26 protein-coding genes are annotated in these 26476 nt (G+C 65.8%); 10 read left to right on the top strand and 16 right to left on the bottom strand.

Going from position 1 to position 26476, the window contains the following annotated elements; all coding sequences use genetic code 11:
• Positions 1 to 39: 39 nt before the first annotated feature.
• The 5 genes from BLQ71_RS09250 to BLQ71_RS09230 all read right to left on the bottom strand — a co-directional run bounded on the left by BLQ71_RS09250 (position 40) and on the right by BLQ71_RS09230 (position 6311).
• Entirely contained in the window at positions 40 to 1536 is a 1497-nt protein-coding gene (locus BLQ71_RS09250) for a UxaA family hydrolase (RefSeq protein WP_074621485.1), read from the bottom strand.
• Between the two features lie 92 nt (positions 1537 to 1628).
• A complete protein-coding gene (locus tag BLQ71_RS09245; RefSeq protein WP_229754838.1) occupies positions 1629 to 2579 on the bottom strand; it encodes a phytanoyl-CoA dioxygenase family protein in 951 nt (316 codons plus the stop codon).
• Positions 2580 to 2732: 153 nt separating this feature from the next.
• Positions 2733 to 4328, bottom strand: a complete 1596-nt coding sequence (locus BLQ71_RS09240; RefSeq protein WP_043144063.1) for a TRAP transporter large permease — start codon at positions 4326 to 4328, stop codon at positions 2733 to 2735.
• A complete protein-coding gene (locus tag BLQ71_RS09235; RefSeq protein WP_074621484.1) occupies positions 4328 to 5143 on the bottom strand; it encodes a TRAP transporter small permease subunit in 816 nt (271 codons plus the stop codon). The genes BLQ71_RS09240 and BLQ71_RS09235 overlap by 1 nt, the downstream gene beginning before the upstream one ends.
• A 157-nt stretch (positions 5144 to 5300) precedes the next feature.
• Positions 5301 to 6311 (bottom strand): TRAP transporter substrate-binding protein, encoded by a 1011-nt coding sequence (locus BLQ71_RS09230; protein ID WP_043144068.1) that lies wholly within the window; start codon positions 6309 to 6311, stop codon positions 5301 to 5303.
• A 201-nt stretch (positions 6312 to 6512) separates the two neighbouring features.
• Here BLQ71_RS09230 and BLQ71_RS09225 point away from each other — a divergent pair, with 201 nt between their 5' ends.
• The gene (locus BLQ71_RS09225; RefSeq protein ID WP_074621483.1) at positions 6513 to 7193 is read left to right on the top strand and encodes a GntR family transcriptional regulator; all 681 of its coding nucleotides are present in this window, start codon (positions 6513 to 6515) and stop codon (positions 7191 to 7193) included.
• A 43-nt stretch (positions 7194 to 7236) separates the two neighbouring features.
• A complete protein-coding gene (locus BLQ71_RS09220; RefSeq protein ID WP_074621482.1) occupies positions 7237 to 8082 on the top strand; it encodes a fumarylacetoacetate hydrolase family protein in 846 nt (281 codons plus the stop codon).
• 84 nt (positions 8083 to 8166) lie between these two features.
• Here the strand turns inward: BLQ71_RS09220 and BLQ71_RS09215 are convergent, their stop codons facing one another.
• The 3 genes from BLQ71_RS09215 to BLQ71_RS09205 form a co-directional block, all read right to left on the bottom strand.
• A complete protein-coding gene (locus BLQ71_RS09215; RefSeq protein WP_074621481.1) occupies positions 8167 to 8919 on the bottom strand; it encodes an SDR family NAD(P)-dependent oxidoreductase in 753 nt (250 codons plus the stop codon).
• Between the two features lie 99 nt (positions 8920 to 9018).
• Positions 9019 to 10074: a transketolase family protein gene (locus BLQ71_RS09210; RefSeq protein WP_083342203.1), complete on the bottom strand. Its 1056-nt coding sequence runs from the start codon at positions 10072 to 10074 to the stop codon at positions 9019 to 9021.
• Between the two features lie 25 nt (positions 10075 to 10099).
• A complete protein-coding gene (locus BLQ71_RS09205; RefSeq protein ID WP_074621480.1) occupies positions 10100 to 10951 on the bottom strand; it encodes a transketolase in 852 nt (283 codons plus the stop codon).
• 162 nt (positions 10952 to 11113) lie between these two features.
• Here BLQ71_RS09205 and BLQ71_RS09200 point away from each other — a divergent pair, with 162 nt between their 5' ends.
• From BLQ71_RS09200 to BLQ71_RS09180, 5 genes are all read left to right on the top strand, one after another.
• Positions 11114 to 12274 carry an acyl-CoA dehydrogenase family protein gene (locus BLQ71_RS09200; RefSeq protein WP_074621479.1) on the top strand — a complete coding sequence of 387 codons (1161 nt, stop codon included), beginning with the start codon at positions 11114 to 11116 and terminating at the stop codon, positions 12272 to 12274.
• Between the two features lie 23 nt (positions 12275 to 12297).
• Entirely contained in the window at positions 12298 to 14427 is a 2130-nt protein-coding gene (locus tag BLQ71_RS09195; RefSeq protein WP_074621549.1) for an acetate--CoA ligase family protein, read from the top strand.
• A complete protein-coding gene (bcoG, locus tag BLQ71_RS09190) occupies positions 14417 to 15328 on the top strand; it encodes a 3-dehydrocarnitine:acetyl-CoA trimethylamine transferase BcoG (protein ID WP_074621478.1) in 912 nt (303 codons plus the stop codon). Before BLQ71_RS09195 ends, bcoG begins: the two co-directional genes overlap by 11 nt.
• Positions 15329 to 15390: 62 nt before the next feature.
• Positions 15391 to 16491 carry a Gfo/Idh/MocA family protein gene (locus BLQ71_RS09185; protein WP_074621548.1) on the top strand — a complete coding sequence of 367 codons (1101 nt, stop codon included), beginning with the start codon at positions 15391 to 15393 and terminating at the stop codon, positions 16489 to 16491.
• Between the two features lie 17 nt (positions 16492 to 16508).
• Positions 16509 to 17666 carry a Gfo/Idh/MocA family protein gene (locus BLQ71_RS09180; RefSeq protein ID WP_074621477.1) on the top strand — a complete coding sequence of 386 codons (1158 nt, stop codon included), beginning with the start codon at positions 16509 to 16511 and terminating at the stop codon, positions 17664 to 17666.
• 192 nt (positions 17667 to 17858) lie between these two features.
• Here the strand turns inward: BLQ71_RS09180 and metF are convergent, their stop codons facing one another.
• Positions 17859 to 18728, bottom strand: coding sequence for a methylenetetrahydrofolate reductase [NAD(P)H] (gene metF, locus BLQ71_RS09175; protein WP_043144092.1), 870 nt, complete (start codon positions 18726 to 18728; stop codon positions 17859 to 17861).
• 107 nt (positions 18729 to 18835) lie between these two features.
• Here metF and BLQ71_RS09170 point away from each other — a divergent pair, with 107 nt between their 5' ends.
• Complete coding sequence (locus BLQ71_RS09170) at positions 18836 to 19741, top strand: LysR family transcriptional regulator (RefSeq protein WP_074621476.1); 906 nt, start codon at positions 18836 to 18838, stop codon at positions 19739 to 19741.
• Positions 19742 to 19745: 4 nt separating this feature from the next.
• Here BLQ71_RS09170 and BLQ71_RS09165 read toward each other — a convergent pair whose 3' ends face one another.
• Positions 19746 to 20051, bottom strand: coding sequence for a hypothetical protein (locus tag BLQ71_RS09165; RefSeq protein ID WP_074621475.1), 306 nt, complete (start codon positions 20049 to 20051; stop codon positions 19746 to 19748).
• 244 nt (positions 20052 to 20295) lie between these two features.
• Positions 20296 to 20502 (bottom strand): cold-shock protein, encoded by a 207-nt coding sequence (locus tag BLQ71_RS09160; RefSeq protein WP_043144101.1) that lies wholly within the window; start codon positions 20500 to 20502, stop codon positions 20296 to 20298.
• 228 nt (positions 20503 to 20730) lie between these two features.
• Between BLQ71_RS09160 and BLQ71_RS09155 the strand changes: the two genes are divergently transcribed.
• Both BLQ71_RS09155 and BLQ71_RS09150 read left to right on the top strand, forming a co-directional pair.
• Entirely contained in the window at positions 20731 to 21048 is a 318-nt protein-coding gene (locus BLQ71_RS09155) for an arsenate reductase family protein (RefSeq protein ID WP_043144103.1), read from the top strand.
• A 13-nt stretch (positions 21049 to 21061) separates the two neighbouring features.
• Entirely contained in the window at positions 21062 to 21430 is a 369-nt protein-coding gene (locus BLQ71_RS09150; RefSeq protein ID WP_069209984.1) for a hypothetical protein, read from the top strand.
• 4 nt (positions 21431 to 21434) lie between these two features.
• Here BLQ71_RS09150 and BLQ71_RS09145 read toward each other — a convergent pair whose 3' ends face one another.
• The 5 genes from BLQ71_RS09145 to thrS form a co-directional block, all read right to left on the bottom strand.
• Positions 21435 to 22001, bottom strand: a complete 567-nt coding sequence (locus BLQ71_RS09145; RefSeq protein WP_074621474.1) for a DoxX family membrane protein — start codon at positions 21999 to 22001, stop codon at positions 21435 to 21437.
• A 7-nt stretch (positions 22002 to 22008) separates the two neighbouring features.
• On the bottom strand, positions 22009 to 22755 hold the full coding sequence (locus BLQ71_RS09140; protein ID WP_074621473.1) for an HvfC/BufC N-terminal domain-containing protein: 747 nt from the start codon (positions 22753 to 22755) through the stop codon (positions 22009 to 22011).
• A gap of 55 nt (positions 22756 to 22810) precedes the next feature.
• Positions 22811 to 23659, bottom strand: coding sequence for an MNIO family bufferin maturase (gene bufB, locus BLQ71_RS09135; RefSeq protein ID WP_074621472.1), 849 nt, complete (start codon positions 23657 to 23659; stop codon positions 22811 to 22813).
• 77 nt (positions 23660 to 23736) lie between these two features.
• Positions 23737 to 24045, bottom strand: a complete 309-nt coding sequence (locus tag BLQ71_RS09130) for a BufA1 family periplasmic bufferin-type metallophore (protein WP_043144113.1) — start codon at positions 24043 to 24045, stop codon at positions 23737 to 23739.
• Positions 24046 to 24443: 398 nt separating this feature from the next.
• Positions 24444 to 26393 carry a threonine--tRNA ligase gene (thrS, locus tag BLQ71_RS09125; protein ID WP_074621471.1) on the bottom strand — a complete coding sequence of 650 codons (1950 nt, stop codon included), beginning with the start codon at positions 26391 to 26393 and terminating at the stop codon, positions 24444 to 24446.
• Positions 26394 to 26476: the final 83 nt, after the last annotated feature.

Here is a 26476-nt window from a genome sequence, read left to right as displayed (position 1 = left end):
TGGAAATCGCTTTCAAGCCTTTTCGAAATGGCTTGCCCATCACATCACCGCCCCGATCTGCCAAGGCACGAACTCGTAATCGCCCAGGCCCTGCGCTTCGGACTTGGTCTGTTCGCCGCTCGCCATGCGCAGCCACATCTGGTAAATCTCGCGGCCCACCTCCTCGACCGATTTTCCTTCGGTCAGGATGGTCCCGGCGTTCACGTCCATGTCCTCGGTCATGCGGGTGTACATCTCGGTGTTGGTGGCGACCTTCATCGAGGGGCTGGGTTTCGCCCCGAAGGCCGAGCCGCGCCCGGTGGTGAAACACACGAGGTTGCAGCCCGAGGCGATCTGGCCGGTCACGCTGGCCGGGTCGTAGCCGGGGCTGTCCATGAAGGTGAATCCCCGGGCCGTCACCGGCTCGGCGTATTTGTAGACGCCGGTCAGAGGCGTGGTGCCGCCCTTGGCCGCCGCGCCAAGGGATTTTTCGAGGATGGTCGTCAACCCGCCCTTCTTGTTGCCGGGAGAGGGGTTGTTGTCCATCGAGCCTTTGTTGCGGGCGGTGTAATCCTCCCACCAGCGGATCAGCTCCACCAGTTTCTCGCCCGTCGCGCGGTCGACGGCGCGGGCCGTCAACAGGTGTTCGGCGCCGTAAATCTCGGGCGTTTCGGCCAGCACCCCGGTACCGCCCTGCGCCACCAGCAGGTCGCAGGCATGGCCCACGGCGGGGTTGGCGGTGATGCCCGACCAGGCGTCCGAGCCGCCGCATTGCAAAGCGACCATGAGGTCGGAGGCGGGGCATTCGGTGCGCGTGGCCTCGTTCACCACGGGCAGCATGGCCTCGATCTTCTTGATGCCCAGTTCGACGCATTTGCGCAGCCCGCCCACGTCCTGGATGTTCATGGACTGGAACAGGGGGCCGGGTGTCAGCCCATAGGCCTCGACCAGCCAGTCGATCTGGTTCATCTCGCAGCCGAGGCCCGCCATCAGAACGCCGCCCACGTTGGGATTGCGGGCATAGCCCCACATGACCCGCTGCAGCGCCTCGAACCCCTCGGACCCCTGGCCCGCCATGCCGCAGCCGGTGCCGTGGACAAAGGCCACGACCCCGTCGACATTGGGATAGGCGGCCAGTTTTTCGTCGGTGAAATGTTCAGCGATCTTGCGGGCGGCGGTGGCGGAACAATTCACCGAGGTCAGCACGGCGATGTAGTTGCGCGTGCCGACGCGGCCCGTCGCGCGGCGATAGCCCATGAAGGTGTCCGGCGTGTCGGCAGGGGTCGCGGGCCGCAGGTTGGTGCCGTAGTCATACTCGGTATCCACGTTGCGGAATTCGAGGTTGTGCGTATGGACATGGGCGCCCGGCGCGATGTCCTCGGCGGCATAGCCGATCACCTGCGCGTATTTGATCACCGGCGCGCCTTTGTGGATCGCCTGCGTGGCCAGCTTGTGCCCGCGCGGGATCAGCTGTGTCGCGCCTTCCTGGCCGATTTCAAGCGGGGTGACGGCGGTGACGACATTGTCGGCGTCGGAAAGGCGGACTGTCTTTTTCATCTCGGTCTCTCAGGGGGCTGATTGGCCCCGGTGCCGGGGCGTCATGGCACGAGGCCCCGGCGCGGGGCCGGGGCGGGTGTTTCCGGTGGCGGTCAGGCGCAGACCGGGCTGTCGCCCGACCAGCGGTGAATGGGGATATGCGGTGCCGGCGCCAGCCGGGCGCGGGCCTCTTCCCACATGGTCTTCCACTTTTTCCAGTCGCGCAACTCTGCCTCCGGGGCGCTGCGCGAGCGGGCGATAAAAGCGGGGAAATGGGCGCGGCCCGTGGGTTGACCGGTGACATTGTAGCGGATGTCAAAGCTCCAGCGAAAATTCTCGGAGCGGTTCTCCAGCGAGGCATGGGGCGTCAGCGGATGGAAGAGCACCGCGCCGCCCGCCTTGACCGGCAGGGCCACGGCCTTGTCCTCGTCCAGGTAGCCGGGCGCGATGGCGGTCTGTTTCTGCGGGCAATGCGGGTACATCCGCGGTTTGCCCGGCACCACCGTCAGGCAACCGTTTTCGACGGTCGCGTCCGAGATGGCCAGCCAGACGGTGACCATGCGGGTCTCGTCGCCCTCTTCATGGGCCACGGCGCGGTCCTGGTGCCAGGCGGTCGCGGTGACATGGGCGCGCGGCTCATCCGCGTGCAGATGGGTGGCGGGGGGCTTCAGGCGGACATGCTGGATCGGGTTGGAGGTCAGCTCGGGGCCGATCAGGTCCTCGACCATGTCAAGCAGGCGGGCATCGGTCAGCATGTCAAATACGGCTGGGCCGAAGTGAAAGGGCGTATCGGCGGCGATCTCTCCGCCGGGCAGGGAAATGTCCATCGGCTGGAACCAGTCGCAGCCCGCCTTGTAGGAGGTCAGCAGCTTCTGCCAGAAATCCATGCCCTCGGCGGCGGGCACGCGGCCCTCGTCCTGCCAGCGGGCATAGAGCGCATCCAGCAGCGCGGCATATTCGGCCTTCACCGATGCCAGCAGATCGGGGTTCAGAACATCCTCGACCACGAGATACCCTTCGCGGTCGAACTGCGTGACCTGGTCCTGGGTCAACATCAAGGGCATGGGCTGTCCTTTCGCTCCGGGGCGCGGGGGGGGGAGGGGGCTCTGCCCCCGCCGCGGCAGGGCCGCGGCCCCCCGGGGTATTTTCGCCAAGAAGAAGCCCGGGGGTCGCAAGGGGACCGGACCGGGGCGCGGGGGCCTCGGTCCGGTCCGGGGTCACAGGAAGATCGTGACGATGGGCGGCCAGGCCAGCAGCACCGCCAGCGCGCAGAGTTGCAGCGCGATGAAGGGCAGGAAGCCGCGGAAGATGTCGGTGAGCGAGATATGCGCCGGGGCCACCGATTTCAGGTAGAAGGCGGCCGGCCCGAAGGGGGGCGACAGGAAACTCACCTGCATGTTCATGCAGAAGACCACGCCGAACCAGATGGGCACATAGCGTGCGTCCACATGGGCGAACCAGCCGATCTCTTCCGCCGGCAGGCGGACGACGATGGGCAGGAAGACCGGCATGACAAGCAGCACGATGCCGACCCAGTCCATGAACATCCCCATGATGAGGAAGATCAGCATCATCACCAGGATCACGCTCATGGTGGGCATGTCGGCGCCGACGATCATATTGGCGACATACTGCGGCCCGCCCGCCAGCGTATAGGCGGCGGCCAGCGCCGCGGCGCCGATGGTCACCCAGATGATCGTGCCGGTGGATTTCAGCGTCCGCATCAGGCTGTCATAGACGATGTCCCAGGTCATCTCGCGCCGGATCAGGCCAATGACGAAGACCGCCACAGCGCCCATGCCGGCGGCCTCGGTGATGCCGGTGATGCCGCCGTAGATCGACCCCAGAACGACGCCGATGACGACGATGGGTGCGATCAGGCCCTTGCCCATCTCCCAGCCCGCGGCGGTGCGTTCACGCCCGACCACGAAGAAGACGATCAGCGCAAAGATCACCAGCGCGCCCGCAAGCCAGGGAATGTCCGAGACCATGCCGAGCAGGATCGGATCGACCCCCTCGACAACCTCGTTGACGCCGGTCACGGTGAAGAAAAGCGCGCGCAGGATCAGCACCCCGGTGATCCAGATGCCGAAGCGGGACAGGAAACCAAGGAACATCAGCCCTTTTTCCCCGCCCTTGGGCGCGTCCGGATCCTCGGGCGGCAGCGGCGCCTTTTCCGGCGACAGCTGCGTGGTTACGATGATGTAGATGATGAAGAAGGATGCCAGCATGAAACCGGGCAGGAAAGAGGCGGTGAAGAGCGCCTTGATCGAGGTTTCCGTCACCAGCCCGTAGAAGATCAGGACGATCGAGGGCGGGATCATGGTGCCGAGGCTGCCGGAGGCGCAGATCGTGCCGATGGCGAGGTTCTGGTTGTAGCCCAGCCGCAGCATCTGGGGCAGGGCGATCAGGCCCAGCAGGACCACCTCGCCGCCGATGATGCCGGACATGGCGGCCATGATGACTGCCATGACGGAGGTCACGATGGCGATGCCGCCGCGCACCCGGCTGAGCCAGACGTTCAGCGAGGAATACATGTCGCGCGCGATGCCGGATCGCTCCAGCAGCGCTGCCATGAAGATGAAGAGTGGTACTGATATCAGCACGTAGTTCGTCATCTGTCGGTAGACGGCCTGGCCCAGCACGCTGAGCGGCCCCTGTCCCCAGGTTCGGAACAGGATATCGACGTCGAATTTCAGGACCAGCGTGACCACCGCGAGGAAGGCCGAGGCAAAGCCCAGGGGCATCCCGATGGCCAGCAGCGCGAACATCGCCAGCAGAAGGATCAGGGAGAGGGTGCCGATGTCGACCATTACTTCTTGTCCTCTTCCAGGGTGCGGCGCAGGGCCTCGATCTCGTGCTCGTCGATCTCGTCGGCCGGGTTGTGGTGTTCGGGTGCCTTGTTCCAGTCGGCGATCAGGTTCGACAGGGCCTGGATGGCGACCAGCACGATGATGAACAGGATGGCGGGTTTCACCGTCCCCGGAATGGGCGGATCCCAGGCGGTGCCAAAGGTTTCCATCCGCAGCATCCGGCGCATGGCGTCGTTGTAGCCGCCCCAGACAAGGCAGAAGGTGAAGACCCAGATCAGGAAGACCGAAACACAGTCCGCGGCCTTCTGCATCCAGCGGGGCATCATGTCGTAGATGACGTAGATGCGGATGTGGCTGCGTTGCTGCATCGCGTAGAGACCGGCCAGCAGGAAGAGAAAGCTGGCGATCCAGAGCGACAGTTCGTTGGCCCACATGGTCGGCTGGTTGAAGACGTAGCGCGACACCACCTCGTAGAACATGACGATCACGATATAGGCGATCGACATCATGGCCAGGCGGGCGCAGACCAGTGAGAGGATGTCGAAGGGCCCCGTGCGGTCGACCTCGATAGTGCCCTTGTCATCGCTGAGGAAAAGCGCGGTGAACAGCAGCGCAAGCGCGAGGCTGAGCAGCGTCACCGTGACGATCGGTTTGCCCTGGGGGCGGATCATGTCGTGCATGCCGATGGCATCGGACGAGATGAACTGGTGGAAGACGAGAAAGATGAAGAGTGCGATGGTCAGGCCCGAAAACCCGATCATGGCCATTTGAACCGGCTTTCTGAGCGGTCCCAGCCAGACGCTGTCCTGTTGCATGCGCGGTCACCCCGATGTGAAGAGTGGCAGTTGGCCTGTCGCCCGTGCCGTCCCCCTGGCCGTTCCGCGTCCTGCGTGCGGGCGCATGTGGCAGAGACGAAAACGGCGAGCCTTGCGAAAGGCTCGCCGCGAGGTCACGAGGCGGTCAGCCCGGCGATCACTCGGCGATCAGGCCGAGCGCCGTCAGGTACTCGCGGTGGCTTGCCACCAGGGCAGCCGCTTCGGGCGTCTTTTCGGCCCAGCGGTCCCAGGAGGTCTGCGCCGCCTTGCGGAAGTCCGCGCGGTCCTTGGCCGACCAGTTGTGAAGCGTCACACCCTTGGCCTGCAGCTCTGCCGCGGCTTCGGCGTTCTTCTTCTCGTTCGACAGGGCGGTGTGCAGGGTCAGTTTCTGCATCGCGGTGTCGATGATGCGCTGGTGCTTTTCGCTCAGACCGTCCCAGACGGCCTGGTTGCAGGCCAGGTGGTCCGACGGCATCGAGTGGAAGCCGGGGTAGGTGGCATGGCTGACGATGTCATAGAGGCCCAGGCCAACGTTGTTGTAGAGGCCCGAGGCGTCTGCACCGTCGATGATGCCGGTTTCCAGCGCGGTGAAGATCTCGGTGAAGTCCATCACGATAGGCGTGGCGCCCATTTCGGTGAAGATCTCGGTTTCCAGACCCGGGGGCGAGCGGAACTTCCAGCCTTTCAGATCGTCCGGGCCGGCCAGCGGCTTGGACGACGACAGCGACTCCTGGCCGTAGAGCCACCAGCCGATCAGCTGCATGCCCTGCGCGTTGTACAGTTCCTGCGCGGCATCGTAGCCACCGCCGTAGTACAGCCAGGAAATCTGCTGCCAGGGGGTGTCGTAGCCGCCCATGATGTCGCCGACGAACTGGAACGCCGGGTTCTTGCCGGTCTGGTAGGCGCCGCCGGTCATGTCGCAGTCGAGGATGCCGTTGATGGCCGCGTCGAAGGTTTCCGTCGTGGCCACGACGGACGAGCTGTAGAACATCTCGATGGCGATTTCGCCGCCGGACATCACCTGCACGTCATCCGCGAATTGCGCCGCCAGCACACCCGAGGGGTGCTCGGACGCATAGTGTGTCTGGATGCGCAGGGTCACGTCCTGCGCGTGGGCCGCGGATGCGGCAATGGCAACGGCCGCGGCCGTCGTCAGGATCTTTTTCATATGTTCCTCCCTGTGGCGGGCTCCCCCCCGCCGATGGTTATCGGGGTCGGACCCCGTACCCGGATGGTATACCATCCCGTAAAGGCAAGCTAACCAAAGCAATGTCGACAGGCAAGGATTTTTGGTATACCAAATTTGCTTCATGGGAGGCCGCCCTTCCGGGTGGAAAAAAGGTGCGGATTCAGGGAGGTGAACTGCGCCATGACGCATGAGACTCTGCCCGAACAGATCGCGACTCGGCTACGCCGGGACATTCTGCGGGGCGTGCTGCCGCCGGGCACGGCGGTCAAGGAACGCGACCATGCCGCCGAACTCGGCGTCAGCCGCACACCCCTGCGCGAGGCGATTCGGATCCTGGCGAAAGAGGGGCTGGTGCAGCTGCGCCCGGCGCGGTCGCCGATCGTGGCCAGGCCCAGTTTCGAGGAAGTGGCGCACAACATCGAGGTGATGTCGGCGCTGGAGGTGCTGTCGGCCCGGCTGACCTGCGAGCGGGCCAGCGCCGAAGAGATCGAGAGCATCGCCGAGGTCGCGGACCGCATGGACCGGCAATATGACAGCCTCGACATGCTGGACATCTTCGAGATCGACATGAGTTTTCACCTCGCCATCGCGCGCGCGGCGGGCAATCCTGTTCTGGCAGAGGTCCACCAGTCATTGCTGGCGCGTCTGTGGCGGGCGCGGTATCTGTCTGCCAGTCGCAAACGTTCGCGCGAGCGGGTGCTGCGCCAACATGCCGAGATCGTCGCCGCTCTGCGAGCGCGCGATGCGGAATCCGCCCAGGCCCAGGTGCAGGCGCATCTGGATCACCTGCTGATCAACGTGGCCGATTTCTTCGAGTCCGTGAAGGACGAAGGCGGCGAGGCGCCGGAGCCGGTCGAATGAGCGGCCAGAGAAGAAAGACCAAGGAACAAGGATTGGGAGATCAATGAAACTACTGCGTTTTGGCCCGGCGGGCCAGGAAAAGCCCGGCATGCTGGACGGCGACGGCCAGGTGCGTGACCTGTCGGCCCACGTGACCGATTTTGCCGGGGCCTCCGTCTCGCTGGAAGCGCTGGAGGCGCTGCGGGCCATCGACCCGGCCAGCCTGCCGCTGGTGGCCGAGCCGGGCCGCATCGGCTCCTGCCTGGCCTCCGTTCCGAACTTTTTCTGCATCGGTCTGAACTATGCCAAGCATGCCGCCGAAACCGGGTCGGAGCCGCCGAAGGAGCCGATCCTCTTTTCCAAGGCGAGCTCGGCGCTGTCGGGGCCCTATGACCCCGTGGTGATCCCGCGCAACTCGGTCAAATCCGACTGGGAGGTCGAACTGGGCGTGGTGATCGGCAAGACCGCCTCCTACGTCAGCGAGGCGGACGCGCTGAGCCACGTTGCGGGTTACTGCGTCATCAACGACATGAGCGAGCGCGAATTCCAGATCGAGAAGGGTGGCCAGTGGATCAAGGGCAAGTCAGCCCCGACCTTCGGCCCGACCGGCCCCTGGCTGGTCACGGCGGACGAAGTGCCGGACCCGCAGGCACTGAAACTCTCGCTCGACCTGAACGGCGAGACGGTTCAGGACAGCGATACCTCGGACATGATCTTTGGCGTGGCCGAGATCATTTCCTACATGTCGCAATTCATGATGCTGCAGCCGGGCGACATCATCGCCACCGGCACGCCTTCGGGTGTCGGCATGGGGATGAAGCCGCAGCGCTTCCTGAAGCCGGGCGACGTGATGGAAGTGCGTGTCGAGGGCCTGGGCGAACAGCGGCAGGAAACGGTCGCGGCCAGCTGAGCCGGGGCATCCAGGCGGCTTCGAAGCCGCTTGGAAACGCTTTTGCAAAAGCGTTGAGAAAGGGCCTTTGAAGGCCCTTTCCTTTTAGTGGATCAGCGAACCGCCGTTCACGTCGACCTCGGAGCCTGTGACATAGGCCGAGAGCTCCGACGCCAGGAACAGGCAGCAGCCCGCCACGTCGCTGGCCTGTCCCGCGCGGCCCATCGGGATACCGGACAGGATCTGTTCCATCATCTCGTCGGTCAGTGCCCCGCCGGTGATGTCGGTGGCGATGAAGCCGGGACAGATCGCGTTCGACCGGATGCCGTCGGGGGCCAGTTCGCGGGCCATCGCCTTGGTCAGGCCGAGGATGCCCGCCTTGGCCGCCGAGTAATGTGGCCCGCCGAAGATGCCGCCGCCGCGCTGGGCCGAAACGGACGATATGTTGACGATGGAGCCGGTCTTGCGCGCGCGCATGTGCGGGATCAGCGCCTGACTCATGTAGAGCGTGCCGCGCAGGTTGACGTCCGTGACCGCCTCGTAATTCTCGGGTTCGATCTGCATCAGTTTCAGCGGCTGCGTGATGCCGGCGTTGTTGACCAGGATGTCGACCTGGCCCAACCCGTCGATGGCGGATTTGGCTGCCGCTTCGCACTGGGGCTTGCTGGTGACATCGCAGGCCAGGCCGACGTGGCCTTCGCCCGGCAGGTCGGCGGCGGCGGCGCGGGCGGCCTCGCCGTCGAGGTCGAGGATGGCGATGCGGGCGCCGTGTTCGGCAAAGAGTTGCGCCGTGGCCTTGCCGAGGCCTCGGGGGCTGGCGGCGCCGGTGATAACGGCGGTCTTGTCCTTGAGAAGCATGTGGGTGTCCTGTGGTTGTCGGGGGCAGGGGGCTCTGCCCCCTCTGGCCTGCGGCCATTCACCCCCGAGGGTATTTGAAAAACCAAAGAAGATGCGGCGTCAGAGCCTTGTCTTCACGCGGGCCGTGATGGCGCGCACGCTGAGGCCATACTGGTCGTGCAGCGTGGGTAATGCGCCGGCGTCGAGGAACTCGTCCGGCAGCGCGATGCTGTCGAAGGCGGGGTGGATGCCCGCGCGCATCAGGTCCGCCGCGACCGCCTCGCCCAAGCCGCCGACGATGGTGTGGTTTTCCAGCGTCACGACCAGGCGCCCGGTCTTGGCGGCTTCCTTGCGGATGGTTCCCGTGTCGAGCGGCTTCAGCGTCGGCACATGCAGGACGGCGCAATCGGTGCCCTCGGCCTTCAGCGCCTTGGCGGCGTCCAGCGCGCGCATGGTCATGAAGCCGGTGGAGATGAAGAGCACGTCACTGCCGCCGTGGATCACCTGCGCCTTGCCCAGCTGGAACCTGTAGCCGTATTGGCCTAGCACGTCCGGCACCTTGCCCCTCAGGAGGCGCATGTAGACCGGGCCGGGAAAATCCGCGATGGCGTGGGTGGCCTGGGTGATCTCTGTCGCATCGCAGGGATCGACGATGGTCAGGTTGGGCATGCCGCGGAAGATCGCCAGATCCTCGGTCGCCTGGTGGCTGGGACCGTAGCCGGTGGTCAGGCCGGGCAGGGCGCAGACGATTTTCACCGGCAGGTTTTCCTCGGCAATGGCCATGATGATGAAGTCGTAGGCGCGGCGCGAGGCGAAGACGGCGTAGGTCGTGGCGAAGGGGGTAAAGCCCTCGCGCGCCAGCCCGGCAGCGGCCGAGATCATCACCTGTTCGGCCATGCCCATCTGATAGAACCGGTCGGGGTAGGCATTGGCGAAAACGTGCAGGTCGGTGTATTTCGACAGGTCCGCCGTCAGGCCGACGATGTCGTCCCGCTGCGCCGCCAGATCGCATAGCGCGTTTCCGAAGGGAGCGGCGACGGTGTCGCGGCCCTCGGCGTCCAGCGAGGCGATCATGGCGGAGGTGGTCAGGCGCTCTCCATCCTCGGAGACGGGGACGGCGCGGGGGGTGTATTTCGACTTGCGGCGCGAGGTCGGGCCGATGGGGGCGTCTTGCATGTCTCTGGCTCCTTGTCGGTCCGGCTCAGGCCGGGATGGCGTCGTCGAGGATGGCGATAGCGCGCGCCCATTCGGAGGGGTCCACGCGGACGAAATGGGTGATCTCGCGCTCTTCGAGAAAGGGGACGCCCTTGCACATCTGGGTCTTGCAGATGATGACGCGGGGGCGCGGATCAGACAGGGTGCGCGCGGTGTCGAAGGCCGTGACCAGCGCGTCCAGGTCATTGCCGTCCACCTCTTGCGCGTGCCAGCCGAAGGCGGCCCATTTCGGTGCCTCGTCGCCCCGGGCGAGCGCCTGCGTGGTCGGCCCGTCGGCCTGCTGGTCGTTGAAATCCACCACGCAGATCAGGTTGTCCAGTTGGTGGGCGCTGGCGGACATGACCGCCTCCCAGGTCGAGCCTTCGCCCAGTTCGCCGTCCGACATCAAGTTGTAGACGAAGGCGGGGTTCTTCTTGCGCTTCAGCCCCAGCGCCGCACCCACGGCGATGCCAAGGCCGTGGCCCAGCGAGCCGCCGGTGATCTCCATGCCCGGCGTGTAGGCGGCCATGCCCGACATGGGCATCCGGCTGTCGTCCATGCCGTAGGTTTCCAGCTCGTCCTCGGGCAGGATGCCGGCCTCGATCATCGCGGAGTAGAGCGCGATCGCGTAGTGGCCGATCGACAGGTAGAACCGGTCGCGCCCTTCCCATTCCGGGTCTTCGGGCTTGTAATTCAATGCGTGGAAATAGCTGACGGCCAGCACGTCGGCCACGCCGAGCGCCTGCCCGATATAACCCTGTCCCTGCACCTCGGCCATGCGCAGCGCCAGCCGCCGGATGGACCAGGCCCTGCGCGCGAGGCTGACATTGGCGCCCGCGTGTTGCGTTTCGGTGGACATGGTCTCCTCCCTCGTCCGATTTGGTATACCATTTTCCAGAAGACGCTACGTCAAGGCAAGAGCTCTTCGCCTGCTTTGTCGCATTCAGGAGAGGATCGGGCGTTTTCGGTTTGAGGGTCGCGCCAAACTCGACTTGGATGGGGCCAAAGCAGGGAGGGCGCGATGCAGTTCGGATTGAGCGACGAGCAGGAGATGATCGTCTCGACGGTGCGCAGCTTCGTCGAAAAGGAAATCTATCCTTTCGAGGCCGAGGTCGAACGGAGCGGGGAGGTGCCGCCGGGCCTGGGCGAAGAGATCAGGCGCAAGGTGATCGATCTCGGTTTTTACGCCTGCAACTTCCCCGAGGAGGTGGGCGGCGCGGGGCTGGGCCACCTCGATTTCACGCTGGTCGAGCGCGAACTCGGGCGCGGCAGCATGGCGCTGACGCATTTCTTTGGCCGGCCGCAGAACATCCTGATGGCCTGCGAGGGCGCGCAGCGCGAGCGATACCTGTTGCCTGCCGTGCGGGGCGAGCGGATGGATGCGCTGGCCATGACGGAACCGGAGGCGGGCAGCGATGTGCGCGGCATGAAGTGCACCGCCCAGCGGCAGGGCGGCGACTGGGTGGTGAACGGGACCAAGCATTTCATCTCGGGCGCCGATCACGCGGATTTCTTCATCGTCTTCATCGCCACGGGGGTGGACGAGACGCCGAAGGGGCCGAAAAAGCGGATCACCTGTTTCCTGGTGGATCGCGGCCATCCGGGGTTCGAGGTGCGCGATGGTTATCGGTCTGTCAGCCACCGGGGTTACAAGAACTGCATCCTGGAGTTTTCCGATTGCCGGCTGCCGGATGCCCAGGTGCTGGGCGAGGTCGATGGCGGGTTCGAGGTGATGAACACCTGGCTCTATGCCACGCGGCTGACCGTGGCGGCCTTTAGTGTGGGCCGGGCGCGGCGCTGTTTCGAAATGGCGGTGGATTACGCGGCACAGCGCAAGCAGTTCGGGCAAGCGATTGCCAAGTTCCAGGGAGTGTCCTTCCAGGTGGCGGACATGGTGACCGAGATCGACGCTGCCGATTGGCTGACCCTGGCCGCGGCTTGGCGGCTGGACGAAGGTCTGCCGGCGAACCGCGAGATCGCCTCGGCCAAGGTCTACGCGACCGAGATGCTGGCACGGGTGGCGGACACGACCTTGCAGATCTTCGGCGGCATGGGGCTGATGGATGATTTCCCCATCGAACGCTTCTGGCGCGATGCGCGGGTGGAGCGGATCTGGGACGGGACCAGCGAGATCCAGCGCCACATCATCGGGCGGGAGATCTTCCGCCCCCTGGGGGCGTGATGGCGGCGGGGGGTGGTGGGTCGATGACCCACCCTACAGGGGTCGGACGATTGTCGCGGCTGTTGCGCCCGCAAAGCATCGCGGTGATCGGCGGCGGGGGCTGGTGCGCGAATGTCATCCGCGAATGCCGCCGAATGGGGTTCAGCGGGCCGATCTGGCCGGTGCATCCGACGCGCGCCGAGGTTGGCGAGCTGCCGGCCGTGGCGCGGATCGAAGACCTGCCAGGGCCGCCGGACGCGGTCTATATCGGCATCAACCGGTCGGCCACGGTTGCGGCGGTGCGGGTGCTGTCTGAACGGGGTGCGGGCGGCGCGATCTGCTTTGCCTCGGGCTTTGCCGAGGCGCAGGCGGAACTGGCGGATGGCCGGGACATGCAGGCGGCGCTTCTGGACGCGGCGGGGGAGATGCCGGTGCTGGGGCCGAACTGTTACGGGATGCTGAACGCGCTCGACCGGGTCGCACTCTGGCCCGATCAGCACGGGCTGGTGCCGGTGGACCGTGGCGTGGCGATCCTGTCGCAAAGCTCCAACGTGGCGCTGAACCTGACGATGCAGCGGCGCGGCCTGCCGATTGGCTTTCTGGGCACGGTGGGCAACCAGGCGCAGGTGGATCTGAGTGCCCTTGGCATGGCGCTGCTGGAGGATCCACGGATCACGGCGCTGGGGCTTTACATCGAGGGGATCGCGGATGTCCGGGGATTCGAGGCGCTGGCGGCGCGGGCGCGGGCGCTGGGCAAGCGGATCGTGGCGCTGAAACTGGGGGCCTCCGAACAGGCGGGGTTGGCGGCGGTGTCGCATACCGCGTCCTTGACCGGCAGCGATGCGGGTGCGCGGGCCTTCCTGCGGCGGATCGGGGTCGCGCAGGTCTCTTCCTTGTCGACCTTGCTGGAATGTTTGAAGATCCTGCATGTGGCCGGGCCTTTGCGGTCCAACCGGCTGGTCTCGGCCTCGTGCTCGGGCGGCGAGGCGAGCCTGATGGCGGATACCGGGCTGGGTTATGACATCGCGTTTCCGCCCCTGGGCGCCGCCCAGCGGGAGGCACTGCGCGCAGCACTTGGCCCCAAGGTGGCGTTGGCCAACCCGCTGGATTACCACACCTATATCTGGGGCGACGTGCCTGCGATGACGGCCTGTTTCGCCGGCCTGCTGCGGGGAGAAGACCTGGGCGCCGGAGTGGTCGTGCTGGATTTCCCGCGCGGTGACCGCTGTTCGACGGCGGATTGGAAGCCGGTGATCGAGGCCCTGGCCCGGGCGCGGGGCGACGTTCCGCTGGCGGTGCTGTCGAGCCTGGTCGAGACGCTGCCGGAGGATGTGGCGGAACGGTTGGCGGGGCTGGGCATCGTGCCACTTTGTGACCTGCCGGCGGCGCTGGAGGCGATGGCGGCGGCGGCGTTCCTTGGGCGCGCGGTGGACCCGGCGCCGGTGTTGTTGGCGCGGGGGGAGGGGGCGCTGCCCCCGTCGCGTTCCGCGACTCCCCCGGGGCATTTTTGCCAAGAAGAAGCCGGGGGCGTTCTGCAGGAGGCCGAGGCGAAGCGGATTCTGGAGGGCGCGGGCCTTGTGGTGCCGTCGCACGCGCGCGCTGAAACGTCGGGTGAGGCGGCGGAGGCGGCGGCGCGGATCGGTTTCCCGGTGGTTCTGAAGGGCGAGGGCTTTGCTCACAAGAGCGAGGCGGGAGCGGTGAAGCTGAACCTGGCTTCGGCGGAGGCGGTGCGGGCGGCGGCGGAAGAGATGGGCGCGCAGGGTTACCTCGTCGAGGAAATGGTCGGTGGCGCGGTGGCGGAACTGCTGGTCGGTGTGGTCCGCGATCCGGCGCACGGGTTTGTCCTGACCCTGGGGGCCGGTGGTATCTGGACCGAGATCCTGGGCGACACGCAGGTGCGGTTGTTGCCGGTCTGTGAAGCGGACCTGCGCGACGCGCTGGCGGGCCTGCGGATCGCGCCGCTCTTGGCAGGCTATCGCGGTGCGCCGGCGGCGGATGAAACGGCGGTTGTGGCCGCCGTTCTGGCGGTGCAGGCTTTCGTCGCGGCCCATGCCGACAGGATCGAGGAACTGGAGATCAACCCGCTGATCGTCACGCCCGACCGGGCAGTGGCGGCGGATGCGCTGATCCAGTTGAGGACGGAAAGACAGGAAGGAGAAGGCGATGCCGCTTGAGATGAACCGAGAGGTCTTTATCACCTGCGCGGTGACAGGATCGGGTGGGACGCAGGACCGCAACCCGCATGTGCCACGCTCCCCCAGGGAGATCGCCGAAAGCGCCATCGAGGCCGCGAAGGCAGGCGCGGCGGTGGCGCATTGCCATGTGCGCGACCCGGAGACCGGGGCGCCCTCGCGGGAACTGGCCTATTACCGAGAGGTGACCGAACGCATTCGCGATGCGGATGTGGACGTGGTGCTGAACCTGACGGCGGGCATGGGGGGCGACATCACCTTTGGCTCGACCGAGGCGCCCTTGCCGGTGAACGCGGCCGGGACCGACATGATCGGCGCCGCCGAACGCGTGGCGCATATCGCCGAGTGCCTGCCGGAGATCTGCACGCTGGATTGCGGCACGATGAATTTCGCAGAGGCCGATTACGTCATGACCAACACGCCCGGCATGTTGCGCGACATGGGCGCGCGGATGACCGCGCTGGGGGTCAAGCCGGAGATCGAGGCCTTTGACACCGGCCACCTGTGGTTCGCCAAGCAACTGGTGAAGGAAGGCGTGCTGGAGGGGCCTGCGCTGGTGCAGCTTTGCATGGGCGTGCCCTGGGGCGCGCCGGACGATCTCAATACCTTCATGGCAATGGTCAACAACGTCCCCGATGACTGGTGTTTCAGTGCCTTTGCGCTGGGGCGCAACCAGATGCCCTATGTCGCCGCCTCGGTGCTGGCGGGCGGCAACGTGCGCGTCGGGCTGGAGGACAACCTGTTCCTGGACAAGGGCGTATTGGCGACCAATGCCCAGCTGGTCGAGCGTGCCGTGGGGATCATCGAGACTCTCGGCGCCAAGGTCATCGGTCCCTCAGCGGTGAGAGAAAAACTGGGTCTGACCAAGCGCGCGCCAAGATAGCGCTTGTCGCCCTGATGGTCGGCGCCGCAGGGTTGTCGCGCGCTGACATCGGGGGAGGGGACATGGCCAGCATCGGGATCGGAATCGTCGGCGGCGGATACATGGGCAAGGCGCATTCCGCCGCCTTCGCCGCCGTTGGTACGGTGTTCGAGACAGGGTTGAAACCGCGACTGGTGGCAATCGCCGGGTCCACGCCCGACAGCGGGGCCCGCTATGCCGAGGCCTATGGTTTCGATCGCGCTGCCCGCGACTGGCGGGCGCTTGTCGAGGACCCAGAGGTGGAGGCGGTGGTGATCGCCTCTCCGCAGTCGACGCACCGCGAGATCGCCGAGGCCGCCTTTGCCCAGAGAAAGCCGGTGCTCTGCGAGAAGCCGCTTGGGCTGTCGCTGGAGGAGGCACGGGCCATGCTGGCGGCGGCAGAGCGCGCCGGGGTCGCGCATATGGTGGCCTACAACTATAGCCGGACCCCCGCCACAGGCTTTGCCCGCCAGTTGATTGCCGGGGGTGATCTTGGGCGGGTGCATCACCTGCGAATCGAACATACCGAGGATTTCCACCTGACCTCGATCCTGCCGCCCTGGCGATCGCAGGGCGCGGCCAACGGCTGTCTTGGCGACCTGGCACCGCATCCGATCAATGCCGCCCTGGCGCTGGGCGGAAAGATATCCGAGGTTTCGGCTGTGATCGAGACGGTCTTTCCCGAACGCAACGGCGTGACCGTGACTAATGACGACCAGGTGCTGATGACGCTGCGCTTTGAGAACGGGGCCAGCGGACAGCTTTTCGCCAGCCGCGTCGCGACGGGCCGGAAAATGGGCTATGCCTACGAGGTGACCGGGGAAAAAGGCGCGATCCGATTTGACCAGGAGGATCAGAACGCGCTCTTGCTTTGTGACGGGACGGCCCCGGCGGAACGGGCGGGGTTTACCAAGATCCTGACCGGTCCGGCGCATCCCGACTACCGGGGATTCTGTCCGGGGCCGGGGCATGGCACCGGCTACCAGGATCAGATCATCATCGAGGCGAAGGATTTTCTGCAGGCCATCGACGGCGGAACGCCGGTCTGGCCGACGTTCGCTGACGGGGTCGAGGTGCACCGGGTGATGGCCGCGGCGCGCGCGGCGGCGGTGTCGGGGACCTGGGCGCGGGTGGCGGATTTCTGAGACCGGGAGACGTGGGAATGGGAAAACTGAACTGGGGCTTGATCGGCGGCGGCGAGGGCAGCCAGATCGGCCCGGCCCACCGGCTGGCCGCCGGGCTGGACGGGGCGTTTGATTTCGTCGCCGGGGCGCTGGATCACCGTGCCGAGGAGGGCCGCGCCTATGGCCGGCGGCTGGGGCTGGCCGCGGACCGGGCCTATGGCGACTGGCGCGAGATGCTGGAGAGCGAGCGGGGCCGCGCGGACCGGGTGGACCTGGTGACCGTGGCCACGCCCAATGCCACGCATTTCGAGATCACCAGGGCCTTCCTGGAGGGTGGGTTTCACGTTCTGGTCGAAAAGCCCATGACAATGACGGTCGCTGAGGGCGAGGAACTTGTGGGCCTGGCGCGCGAGACCGGGCGGATCTGCGCGGTGAACTATGGCTACTCGGGCTATGCGCTGGTCCGGCAGATGCGGGCGATGGTGGCGGCGGGGGATCTGGGCCGGGTGCGCATGGTGGTGGCGGAATTTGCCCACGGCCATCACGCGGATGCGGGGGATGCAGACAACCCGCGCGTGCGCTGGCGCTATGACCCGGCGCAGGCCGGGGTTTCGGCGCAGTTTGCCGATTGCGGCATCCACGCGCTGCACATGGCCTCTTTCGTGATCGGGCAGGAGGTCGAACGGCTGTCGGCGGACACGGTGAGCTGTATCGAAAGCCGGGTGCTGGAGGATGACGCCCAGGTGAACCTGCGCTTTGACGGCGGCGCGGTGGGGAGGCTCTGGACCTCGTCGATTGCGCTGGGGCGGCAGCATGGGCTGACCTTGCAGGTCTTTGGCGAAAAGGGTGGGTTGCGCTGGGCACAGGAGCAGCCGAACCAGCTGTACTGGATGCCGCTGGGCGGGCGGCTGGAGGTGATCGAACGCGGCGGGCCGGGCCTGTCGCCCGAGGCCACGCGGGCCAGCCGGGTGACGGTGGGCCACGCCGAGGGGATGCCGCTGGCCTTCGGCAATATCTACGCCGACCTGGCCGAGGCGATCCGGGCGCGGGCCGAGGGGCGCGCGATCGACCCGGCGGCGGATCTCTATCCGCGGGCGGAGGACGGGTTGCGGTCCATGGCGGCGGTTTTCGCGGTGGCGGAGAGCGGCAAGGCCGAGGGCGCCTGGGTGGAGGCGCGACCGCCGATGATGCGCTGAGAGGCGTTGGGTGGTGGGACGGGGGCGGACGCTGTTCCGCGCCTCGCGGCGCGAAAGACGCCCCGCCCACCGTCCCTTTGGGCGCTTTGGTCGAGGCCTTCCGCTTTGGGTCTCACCAAGGCTAATGCCAAGCACGAGAAACCCCGCCGCGGCGGGGCCGGGCGGGGCGATTGAGTCAACGGGGAAGGGTGGTCAGGCCACCTGTTCCAGTGCCACCTCGGGCGTGACACCCAGAGCGAAACAGACGTCGCGGGTCAGCTCGGGGCGGTTGAGCGTGTAGAAGTGCAGCTTGTCCACGCCGCCTTCGAGCAGGTCGCTGCACAGTTCGGTGCAGATCGCCGTCGCCAGCAGGTCTTCGCGCCCGTCGCGCTGCGCCTTTTCGAAGGCGTCAGACACCCATTGCGGGATGTAGGTGCCACAGCTTTCGGCAAAGCGGCGCGCGCCGTTCCAGTTCTCGATCGGCAGGATGCCCGGCACCAGCTTGTCGCCGTCGATCCCGGCCTTCTGACAGGCATCGCGGAAGCGGAAGAAGGTGTCCGCCTCGAAGAAGAACTGGGTCAGCGCCTCGTCCGCTCCGGCGTCCAGCTTGCGCTTGAGCCAGGCGATGTTGGCGTCCATGTCCGCCGCCTCGGGGTGGCAGTCGGGGTAGGCGCCGACGCGCTGGGTGAACTTGCCGGTCTCGGCCAGTGCCTCGATCAGTTCGATCGAGTTGGCAAAGCCCTCGGGGTGCTGGGTAAAGCCTGCCGCGCCCTTGGGCGGGTCGCCACGCAGGGCGACGATGTCGGTGACGCCCGCCTCGGCAAAGCCTTCGGCGATGGCCAGGGTCTCGGCGCGGGTGGCGTTGACACAGGTCAGATGCGCTGCCGTGCGCAGGCCGGAATGCTTGTGCAGCGTGGCCACCACGTCGCGGGTCAGGTCCCGGGTGGTGCCGCCCGCGCCGTAGGTCACCGAGACGAAGCGCGGCGCCAGCGGCGACAGAACCTGCACCGCGTCCCAGAGGCGAAAGGTGGCCTCGATGTTTTTCGGCGGGAAGAATTCGAAGGAGATTTCGGGGCGCTGCATGATCCGGGGTGTCCTCTATGACGTTGGAGCCCTTGTCGCACGTGCAGCATTGTGAGACAAACTCATAAATTTCAAGATCAACATGAGGCGGATGAGGGAAAGCCCCCATGCATATCGAATTCCGGCATCTTCGGACCATCAAGGCGATCCATGACGCGGGCGGCGTGGCGCGGGCGGCGGAGATGCTGAACATCACCCAATCGGCGCTCAGCCACCAGATCAAGGGGCTGGAGGACCAGGCTGGGGTCGAGTTGTTCGTGCGCCGGTCCAAGCCGATGAAACTCTCGGCGGCGGGGTTTCGCCTGTTGCGGCTGGCGGAACAGATCCTGCCGCAGGTTGAGGCGGTGCAGGCCGAGTTCGCGGGGCTGCGCGAGGGTAAATCCGGACGGCTGCACATCGCCATTGAATGCCACGCCTGTTTCGAATGGTTGTTCCCGGTGCTGGAAGGGTTCCGAAAGAAATTCGGCGACGTGGACGTGGACATTCGCCCCGGTCTGGCCTTTGACGCGCTGCCCGCGCTGATGAAGGAAGAGGTGGACGTGGTCATTTCCTCGGATCCCGAAGACCTGGCTGGCGTCACCTTCGTGCCGCTCTTCGACTACAGCCCGGTTTTCGTCGCCTCCTCTCAGCATCCGCTGGCGGAAAAGGATTTCATCGAGGCCGAGGATTTCCGGGGCCAGACGCTGATCACCTACCCGGTGGACCGCTCACGCCTGGATATCTTCAGCCAGCTCCTGACCCCGGCCAAGGTGGAACCGGCGGCGATCCGGCAGGTGGAACTGACGGCGGTGATCCTGTTGCTGGTGGCGTCCAACCGCGGCGTGTCGGTCCTGCCGGATTGGGTCGTCCGCGAGGTGAAATACAGCTCGGATTATGTCACGCGGCCGCTGACGAAAGAGGGGCTGACGCGGCGCCTATATGCGGCCGTGCGGACCGAGGACCTGGACAAACCCTTCATGAAGCTGCTGATCCGGTTGGCAGGGGAAGAGGCGCGCAGGTTGCAGGCCGCGTAAGTGCTCAACAGCCCTTGTCCGCCTGGGCAAGGGCCAGATCCCATCGGTTCACATAGGCGACGCTCTGTAGCGGTTCATGGCGGGCGTTCATGACCTCGTCCGCCTTCTGGGCGAAACAGCCGCAGTCCACGCCGGCCAGATTGGCCCGGCACCAGGCGACCGGGTCGGCAGGGGCCGAGGCGGCGCCAAAGGGCGGCGGGCCGCTGCGCGGCAGCCCGCCTTCGGTCAGAGGCGGCAGCTGGTTCACCCCGACGACCAGCAAGGCGACGGTCGCCAGAACGGTGGCAGCGGTGATCCATCTGATCGGCATCACGGGTTCCAGAAGGGGTGCACGAAAAGGCAGGCGGATCGCCCGGGCCGGACCCCACGCCGGCCCCGTGAGGGTACTATGACCTTCGGTGGGGGCGAAGCGCCAAGTATCTTGAATTTTGGGACAAATCTAATGGCAGCCGCATCCTGTTCGGATGTGCAGACAGTCAAAACATAAGGCTCCGGGCGTGACCGCCCGGCCTGTTTTTAATTCGGAAAGCCGGGGCTCGTGACCGGCGTCCAGGTCAGAGGATCTTGAGGTCCGAGGCCATCGTGCGGCCGTCGCGTCCCTCTCGCAGCTCATAGCTGACCTTCTGATTGTCGGCGAGCCCGGTCAAGCCCGAGCGTTCGACAGCGGAGATATGGACAAAAACATCCTTTCCCCCTTCGTCCGGCGCGATGAATCCATAGCCTTTCGTGGTGTTGAACCACTTCACGGTGCCGTTCGGCATAATCCCCGTGCTCCTATTCAAGTCCTAGCGTTCATCCCCGTGCAGATCGGAGAAGGTCACATTCGCCTTTCAGGGCCGCAGGACGCCGGGGCGTCAAGCATCCGGTGTACGAATATCACGCAGGTGAGATTAGCGCAGATAGGGGAATTACAAGAGTCCCACTCTCGCATTTCGACGAAAACTTGCCTATCTGACGATCCTGAACCGCGGACTGCCAAGGGATTGTGCATGATCATCTACGGGTTGAAGACCTGCGATACCTGCCGAAAGGCACGCAAGGCGTTGCCGGCGGCAACATTTGTCGACGTCCGCGAAGAGGGCGTTCCGGCCGAGATCCTGGATCGCGCCCTGGCGCAGTTCGGGGACAAGCTGGTCAACACGCGCTCGACCACCTGGCGGGATTTCGACGAGGATACGCGCGCGATGGAGCCCGCCGCGCTGATCGCGGCCCATCCGACGGTGATGAAACGTCCGCTCTTCGTCGAGGATCAGCGCATGGTGCTGGGGTGGGACAAGGCGGCCCAGTCGGCCCTCGGCGTGGTTTGAAGGAGGCAGGAAAATGCGCAACGCGGCACTGACACTGGGCATCATCGCCGGTGTGATCGGCATGATCGTGGGCTTCTTCGGCTTCGGCTACACGGAACTGGTCAAGAACGTGGGCGAGGTCGAGGAGATGTTCGGCATGTTCGACGATCCCCAGACGGTGCGCATCGTGTCGATCCTGGCACCCCTGCTGGCCATTGCCGGTGGCGCGATGGCCAAGGCGCGCGCACTGTGGGGCGGAATTCTGCTGCTGCTTTCGGCGGCGGCGATGTTCCATGCCTTCGGCTTCAACGTCTTTACCATGTTCCCCATCGCCTTCGCGGGGCTGGGCGGGGTGCTGGCGCTCGCGGCGGGCAAACCCGACGAGCCCAAGGCGCATTTCTGATCGCTCAGGCCGGGACCTGGCGCGCGACAGGCGCCAGTCCGAACAGCCGGTCCAGCGACAGAACGCCTGCGCCGCGGATCACCATGACCATCAGCAAGACGATCCAGAGCGCGCGCTCGTCGATCAGGCCATAGCGTGTGTCGAAGAGCGCGCCCAGCGTGCCGCCATGCCCGGTCACGTCGACCCAGGTCTGCACGGTGACAAAGCCGATCATCCCCAGCGCCGCCAGCCGCGTGAACAGGCCGAGGACGATCAACAGGGGCAAAAGCCATTCCGCGTAGGTTCCGGCAATGGCAATCAGATCATGGTGAAACCCCATGTTGGCAGTATTGTAGCCCGCCGCCTCGAAGGCCTTGGGAAACATCTGCGCATAGGTGCCGGATTCCAGCGTGAAGAAATCCAGGATCCCCTCTTCGCCCTTGCGATCCCAGACCTTCGTTCCGGCGGAATTCCAGTAATACCGCAAGAGTGTCGCCGCAAAGATCAGCCGCGCCAGCAGCGGGATCACCTGATTGCCCAGGCGTTCGACAGGGGCAAAGATCGCATTGTGAAGGGAGATGAGACGGTCCATCGAATCCTCAATCGGTGAGCAGGTCGGAAAAGGCGCCCTGCTGCAACAGCAGCGAGAGCGTGGCGGAAAGGTCGAAGTCGGGGCCTGCGGTTTCGACCGCCGCGCCGAATGTCCCGCCCTTGATCAGCGCGGCAAGGAAACCGGCCCCGCCCGGCGGCAGAAGATGTGGCAAGGGGTCGAAATCCGGGCGGGTGATGACAACCGCCTCGGCCCGGGCCGGGGGCTTGGGCTGGCCCGGTTCCATCGTGAACCGGTAAATCGACAGCACCGGCCAGTCTGATCGCAGAAGCCGCAGGGCCGGCGCCGGCACCAGGCGCGCCCTCATGAGCGCAGCCTCATCCATCCCCGCCAGACGCGTGGCATCCAGCGCCGGCGCGTCCGCGGCATGATAGCTCTGGCGCAGGGCCAGTTCCATCCGTGCCACATCACCCAGGTAGCCGATCCCGCGCAGCGCCTCGAGCCGTTCCAGGAACTCGGGAAAACCCGCGCCGTAGTGCATCATCAAGGGGCTGGCGGGCGGATGGGCGCGCAGGAACATCCCTGCCGCGCGGGCGAAATTCTCGGGTCCGATCAGTTTCGCCACCGCCGGGAAGCCGACTTCCAGCGCCTCGCGCAGGGCCACGGCCACGTTGTTGCGATAGACGTTGAACCGCCGCCCGGCGGGACGCCCCGCACCATCGGTCAGGCCCTTGGGAACAGGCGCGTCCCCGCGCAGCAGCGCAGTGCGAAAACCTGTCTCGGCATGGCTGGCCATTGCGCGCTCCTTCGTGTTTCTTTGTCCAAATAACGCGGGGGCGGAGCCCCGATCTTCACGCCGTCAAGCGCGCCAGCGCCCCGGCTGCCCGCGCGGCCTCTGCCGCCAATACGGGCCAGTCCGGCACGTCGTTGTCCCATTCGATCAGCAGCGGGAGTGGCCCGGCGCGATCCAGCACCATGTCCAGCAAGGCCCAGACCGGGTCCGCCACCTCGCGTCCGTGGCTGTCGATCAGCAGTGGCGCGCCGAAATCGTCGTGATCCTCGTCATGGCCCGCCAGGTGGATTTCGCCCACCGCCGCCATCGGAAAGCGCGCGATGTAGTCCTGCGGGCTGTAGCCCAGGTTGGTGGCCGAGACGAAAACGTTGTTCACGTCCAGCAAGAGCCCGCAGCCGGTACGTCGGACGACCTCGTTCAGAAAGTCCGTCTCGTCCAGCGTGCTTTCGGCAAAGGCCAGGTAGCTCGAGGGGTTTTCCAGCAGCATTCGCCGCCCCAGCGCCTCCTGAACTTCGTCGACGTGGTCGCAGACGCGGGCCAGCGTGGCAGGGGTATAGGGCAGTGGCAGCAGGTCGTTCAGAAAGGCGCTGTCATGGGTCGACCAGGCGAGATGTTCCGAAAAGCTCGCCGGGTTCAGCCAGCCGACGAGATGTTTCAGCCGGGCAAGGTGCTCCGCGTCCAGCCTGTCCGGCCCGCCGATGGACAGGCCGACACCATGTACGGAAATCGGAAAGCGGTCGGACAGCGCGCGCAACTGTGCCAGCGGCCTGCCGCCATCGCCCATGTAGTTCTCGGCGTGGACCTCGAACCAGCCCACGGGGGCGGGATCGTTGTGGATGGCCGAATAGTGCTGCGGCTTGTAGCCGACGCCGGGCAAGGGGGGGAGGGGGCTGGTCGTGTCGAACATCGCTCTGACTCGGATCGGGGCGTGAAAGGGCAAGAGGCCACGGGGCGCGCGCGCGGCGGCGCCCCGTGACATGGACCTTACGAGTCCATCGGCAGGTCGCGTTCCAGCGCATCCAGCGAGCCCATGCGCGCGGTGCCGTCCGCCATTTCCGGCAGCTCGATCTCGGTGCAGGTGCCCGCGTCGACCAGCGTCCAGGCGTTGCCCTGGTAGTCGACGGTCGATGTGCCGGCGCAGGTGGTGCCGGGGCCTGCGGCACAGTCGTTTTCGCCGGCGAGGCTGACGCCGTAGCACTTTTCCTGTGCCATTTCGTCGGCATGGGCGCCGGTTGCGGCGATGGCGGCGGCGACGGCGCCGACGAGGGCGGCGGATTTCAGAGTGTAGGACATGTGGGTTCCTCCGGTGTTTGCACGTTGCGAAACTTGGCCGCGGGCCGATTTGCCCGTCGGTGACTGCAGGGTGCCGCGCTGGAAGGATTGCCGCGATACACGGGCCTGTGCATCACGCGCCCGTCAGCCCCCGTGTCGTGCCCGAGAGGTCAGAGGGGGGATTCCTGCCGCTGGAAGGGGGGATTTGTAACGATAGCTGCCCGTATGCCCATGCTGCATGGCAGAATGTTACAGGACGCATGGCCCGCCCGGGCAGGCGGGCAGGTCTCTTCACGGGTTTCGTCAGGGCTGTAACGCGTCAAGTCGGGGTTTCCGTCGCTTGAATTTCAAAAAAGGCCGCCCCCGAGGGGACGGCCCTTGTCATCCTTGCAACGTCATCCTTGCAACCGGAGCGGCTGTCAGGCGCGCAGATCGGGCGGGGTCGCGTCACGGCCAAGCTCGGCGGTGATCTCGTCCAGCGTGGCGACCTGGGTCTGCTTTTCACCCAGGCGACGCACGGTGACGGTGCGCTCCTCGACCTCGCGGTGGCCGACGGCCAGGATGACCGGGACCTTGCCGACCGAATGCTCGCGGACCTTGTAGTTGATCTTTTCGTTGCGAATGTCGGCTTCTGCCCGGACACCGGCCCTGGTCAGCGTCTCGACCACATAGGCCACGTAGTCATCCGCCTCCGAGGTGATCGAGGCCACGACCACCTGGCGCGGGGCCAGCCAGAAGGGCAGCTTGCCGGCATGTTCCTCGATCAGGATGCCGATGAAACGCTCGAAGGACCCCAGCGTCGCGCGGTGCAGCATCACGGGGCGGTGCTTGTTGCCATCGGCGCCGATGTAATGCGCGTCCAAACGTTCGGGCAGGACGAAATCCACCTGGAAGGTGCCGCACTGCCAGTCACGTCCGATCGCGTCGGTCAGAACGAATTCCAGCTTGGGCCCGTAAAAGGCGCCTTCGCCCGGGTTCAGCTCGATGTCGTTCGTCACCTTGCGTGTTGCGGTCAAGAGCGCCTCTTCGGCCTTGTCCCAGATCTCGTCCGATCCGGCGCGGGTATCGGGCCGGTCCGAGAACTTGATCTTGTACGAGGGGAAGCCGAGGTCGCGATAGATCCCGGCCAGGAACCCGATGAAACGCTCGGTTTCTGCCGCGATCTGGTCCTCGGTGGCAAAGATATGCGCGTCGTCCTGGGTAAAGCCGCGCACCCGCATGATCCCGTGCAGCGCGCCCGAGGGTTCGTAGCGCGCACAAGAGCCGAATTCGGCCATGCGCAGGGGCAGGTCGCGGTACGACTTCAGGCCCTGCTTGAAGATCTCGACGTGGCAGGGGCAATTCATCGGCTTGAGCGCGTTGATCGCCTTTTCACGGGCATGTTCCTCGTCCACTTCGACGATGAACATGTTTTCCTGGTACTTTTCCCAGTGGCCCGAGCGTTCCCAAAGCTTGCGGTCGACGACCTGCGGCGTGTTCACCTCGACATAGCCGCCGCGCGTCTGCTGACGGCGCATGTAATCCTGCAGCGTGGTGTAGATCTTCCAGCCGTTCGGATGCCAGAAGATCTGGCCCGGCGCCTCTTCCTGCATGTGGAACAGGTCCATCTCGCGGCCCAGCTTGCGGTGGTCGCGCTTGGCGGCCTCTTCCAGCATGTGCAGGTGCTTTTTCAGGTCGTCGCGGTTCTTGAAGGCGACGCCGTAGATGCGTTGCAGCATCTGCCGGTCGCTGTCGCCACGCCAGTAGGCGCCCGCCACGCTCATCAGCTTGAAGCTGTCGCCGGGGACCTGGCCGGTGTGCTGCAGGTGCGGGCCACGGCAGAGATCCTGCCAGTGGCCGTGCCAGTACATGCGGATCGGATCGTTGCCGGGAATGGCCTCGATCAGCTCGACCTTGTAGGGCTCGTTGTTGGCCTCGTAGTATTTCACCGCCCGCTCGCGGTCCCAGACCTCGGTGGTCACCGGATCGCGGCGGTTGATGATCTCTTTCATCTTCTTTTCGATCGCGCCCAGATCCTCGGGCGTGAAGGGCTCTGCCCGGTCGAAGTCATAGTACCAGCCGTTCTCGATCACCGGGCCGATGGTGACCTTCACGTCGGGCCAGATCTCCTGCACGGCGCGGGCCATGATATGCGCGAGGTCGTGCCGGATCAGTTCCAGCGCGGGCGCGTCATCGGCCATCGTGTTGATCGCGATGCGCGCATCTTCCTCGATGGGCCATTGCAGGTCCCAGTGGGCCTCGCCCAGGGTGGCGGAGATCGCTTTCTTGCCAAGCGATTTGGAAATGCTCGCCGCCACCTCGGCAGGGGTCACGCCCTTGTCGAAGTCACGTTTCGAGCCGTCGGGAAATGTCAGGGAAATCTGGCTCATCGGCCTAGTCTCCTCGTCGGTTTGGCGCCCACGGAACGCCCGGTTGCGGGTATGCGTTATGCCAAGGGCAATGGCCCCCGGGG

Origin of the sequence: Antarctobacter albus (assembly GCF_900101505.1) — a bacterium.
In the GTDB taxonomy this organism is placed as follows: Bacteria; Pseudomonadota; Alphaproteobacteria; order Rhodobacterales; family Rhodobacteraceae; genus Antarctobacter; species Antarctobacter albus.
The sequence above is the reverse complement of the archived record's forward strand: the minus strand, read 5'-3'. Positions and strand labels throughout refer to the sequence as shown.

Bases quoted from the DNA above. Each gene is read 5' to 3' on its own strand.
- BLQ71_RS09250 (WP_074621485.1), bottom strand. From the start codon at position 1,536: ATGAAAAAGACAGTCCGCCTTTCCGACGCCGACAATGTCGTCACCGCC.
- BLQ71_RS09245 (WP_229754838.1), bottom strand. From the start codon at position 2,579: ATGCCCTTGATGTTGACCCAGGACCAGGTCACGCAGTTCGACCGCGAA.
- BLQ71_RS09240 (WP_043144063.1), bottom strand. From the start codon at position 4,328: ATGGTCGACATCGGCACCCTCTCCCTGATCCTTCTGCTGGCGATGTTC.
- BLQ71_RS09235 (WP_074621484.1), bottom strand. From the start codon at position 5,143: ATGCAACAGGACAGCGTCTGGCTGGGACCGCTCAGAAAGCCGGTTCAA.
- BLQ71_RS09230 (WP_043144068.1), bottom strand. From the start codon at position 6,311: ATGAAAAAGATCCTGACGACGGCCGCGGCCGTTGCCATTGCCGCATCC.
- BLQ71_RS09225 (WP_074621483.1), top strand. From the start codon at position 6,513: ATGACGCATGAGACTCTGCCCGAACAGATCGCGACTCGGCTACGCCGG.
- BLQ71_RS09220 (WP_074621482.1), top strand. From the start codon at position 7,237: ATGAAACTACTGCGTTTTGGCCCGGCGGGCCAGGAAAAGCCCGGCATG.
- BLQ71_RS09215 (WP_074621481.1), bottom strand. From the start codon at position 8,919: ATGCTTCTCAAGGACAAGACCGCCGTTATCACCGGCGCCGCCAGCCCC.
- BLQ71_RS09210 (WP_083342203.1), bottom strand. From the start codon at position 10,074: ATGCAAGACGCCCCCATCGGCCCGACCTCGCGCCGCAAGTCGAAATAC.
- BLQ71_RS09205 (WP_074621480.1), bottom strand. From the start codon at position 10,951: ATGTCCACCGAAACGCAACACGCGGGCGCCAATGTCAGCCTCGCGCGC.
- BLQ71_RS09200 (WP_074621479.1), top strand. From the start codon at position 11,114: ATGCAGTTCGGATTGAGCGACGAGCAGGAGATGATCGTCTCGACGGTG.
- BLQ71_RS09195 (WP_074621549.1), top strand. From the start codon at position 12,298: ATGACCCACCCTACAGGGGTCGGACGATTGTCGCGGCTGTTGCGCCCG.
- bcoG (WP_074621478.1), top strand. From the start codon at position 14,417: ATGCCGCTTGAGATGAACCGAGAGGTCTTTATCACCTGCGCGGTGACA.
- BLQ71_RS09185 (WP_074621548.1), top strand. From the start codon at position 15,391: ATGGCCAGCATCGGGATCGGAATCGTCGGCGGCGGATACATGGGCAAG.
- BLQ71_RS09180 (WP_074621477.1), top strand. From the start codon at position 16,509: ATGGGAAAACTGAACTGGGGCTTGATCGGCGGCGGCGAGGGCAGCCAG.
- metF (WP_043144092.1), bottom strand. From the start codon at position 18,728: ATGCAGCGCCCCGAAATCTCCTTCGAATTCTTCCCGCCGAAAAACATC.
- BLQ71_RS09170 (WP_074621476.1), top strand. From the start codon at position 18,836: ATGCATATCGAATTCCGGCATCTTCGGACCATCAAGGCGATCCATGAC.
- BLQ71_RS09165 (WP_074621475.1), bottom strand. From the start codon at position 20,051: ATGCCGATCAGATGGATCACCGCTGCCACCGTTCTGGCGACCGTCGCC.
- BLQ71_RS09160 (WP_043144101.1), bottom strand. From the start codon at position 20,502: ATGCCGAACGGCACCGTGAAGTGGTTCAACACCACGAAAGGCTATGGA.
- BLQ71_RS09155 (WP_043144103.1), top strand. From the start codon at position 20,731: ATGATCATCTACGGGTTGAAGACCTGCGATACCTGCCGAAAGGCACGC.
- BLQ71_RS09150 (WP_069209984.1), top strand. From the start codon at position 21,062: ATGCGCAACGCGGCACTGACACTGGGCATCATCGCCGGTGTGATCGGC.
- BLQ71_RS09145 (WP_074621474.1), bottom strand. From the start codon at position 22,001: ATGGACCGTCTCATCTCCCTTCACAATGCGATCTTTGCCCCTGTCGAA.
- BLQ71_RS09140 (WP_074621473.1), bottom strand. From the start codon at position 22,755: ATGGCCAGCCATGCCGAGACAGGTTTTCGCACTGCGCTGCTGCGCGGG.
- bufB (WP_074621472.1), bottom strand. From the start codon at position 23,659: ATGTTCGACACGACCAGCCCCCTCCCCCCCTTGCCCGGCGTCGGCTAC.
- BLQ71_RS09130 (WP_043144113.1), bottom strand. From the start codon at position 24,045: ATGTCCTACACTCTGAAATCCGCCGCCCTCGTCGGCGCCGTCGCCGCC.
- thrS (WP_074621471.1), bottom strand. From the start codon at position 26,393: ATGAGCCAGATTTCCCTGACATTTCCCGACGGCTCGAAACGTGACTTC.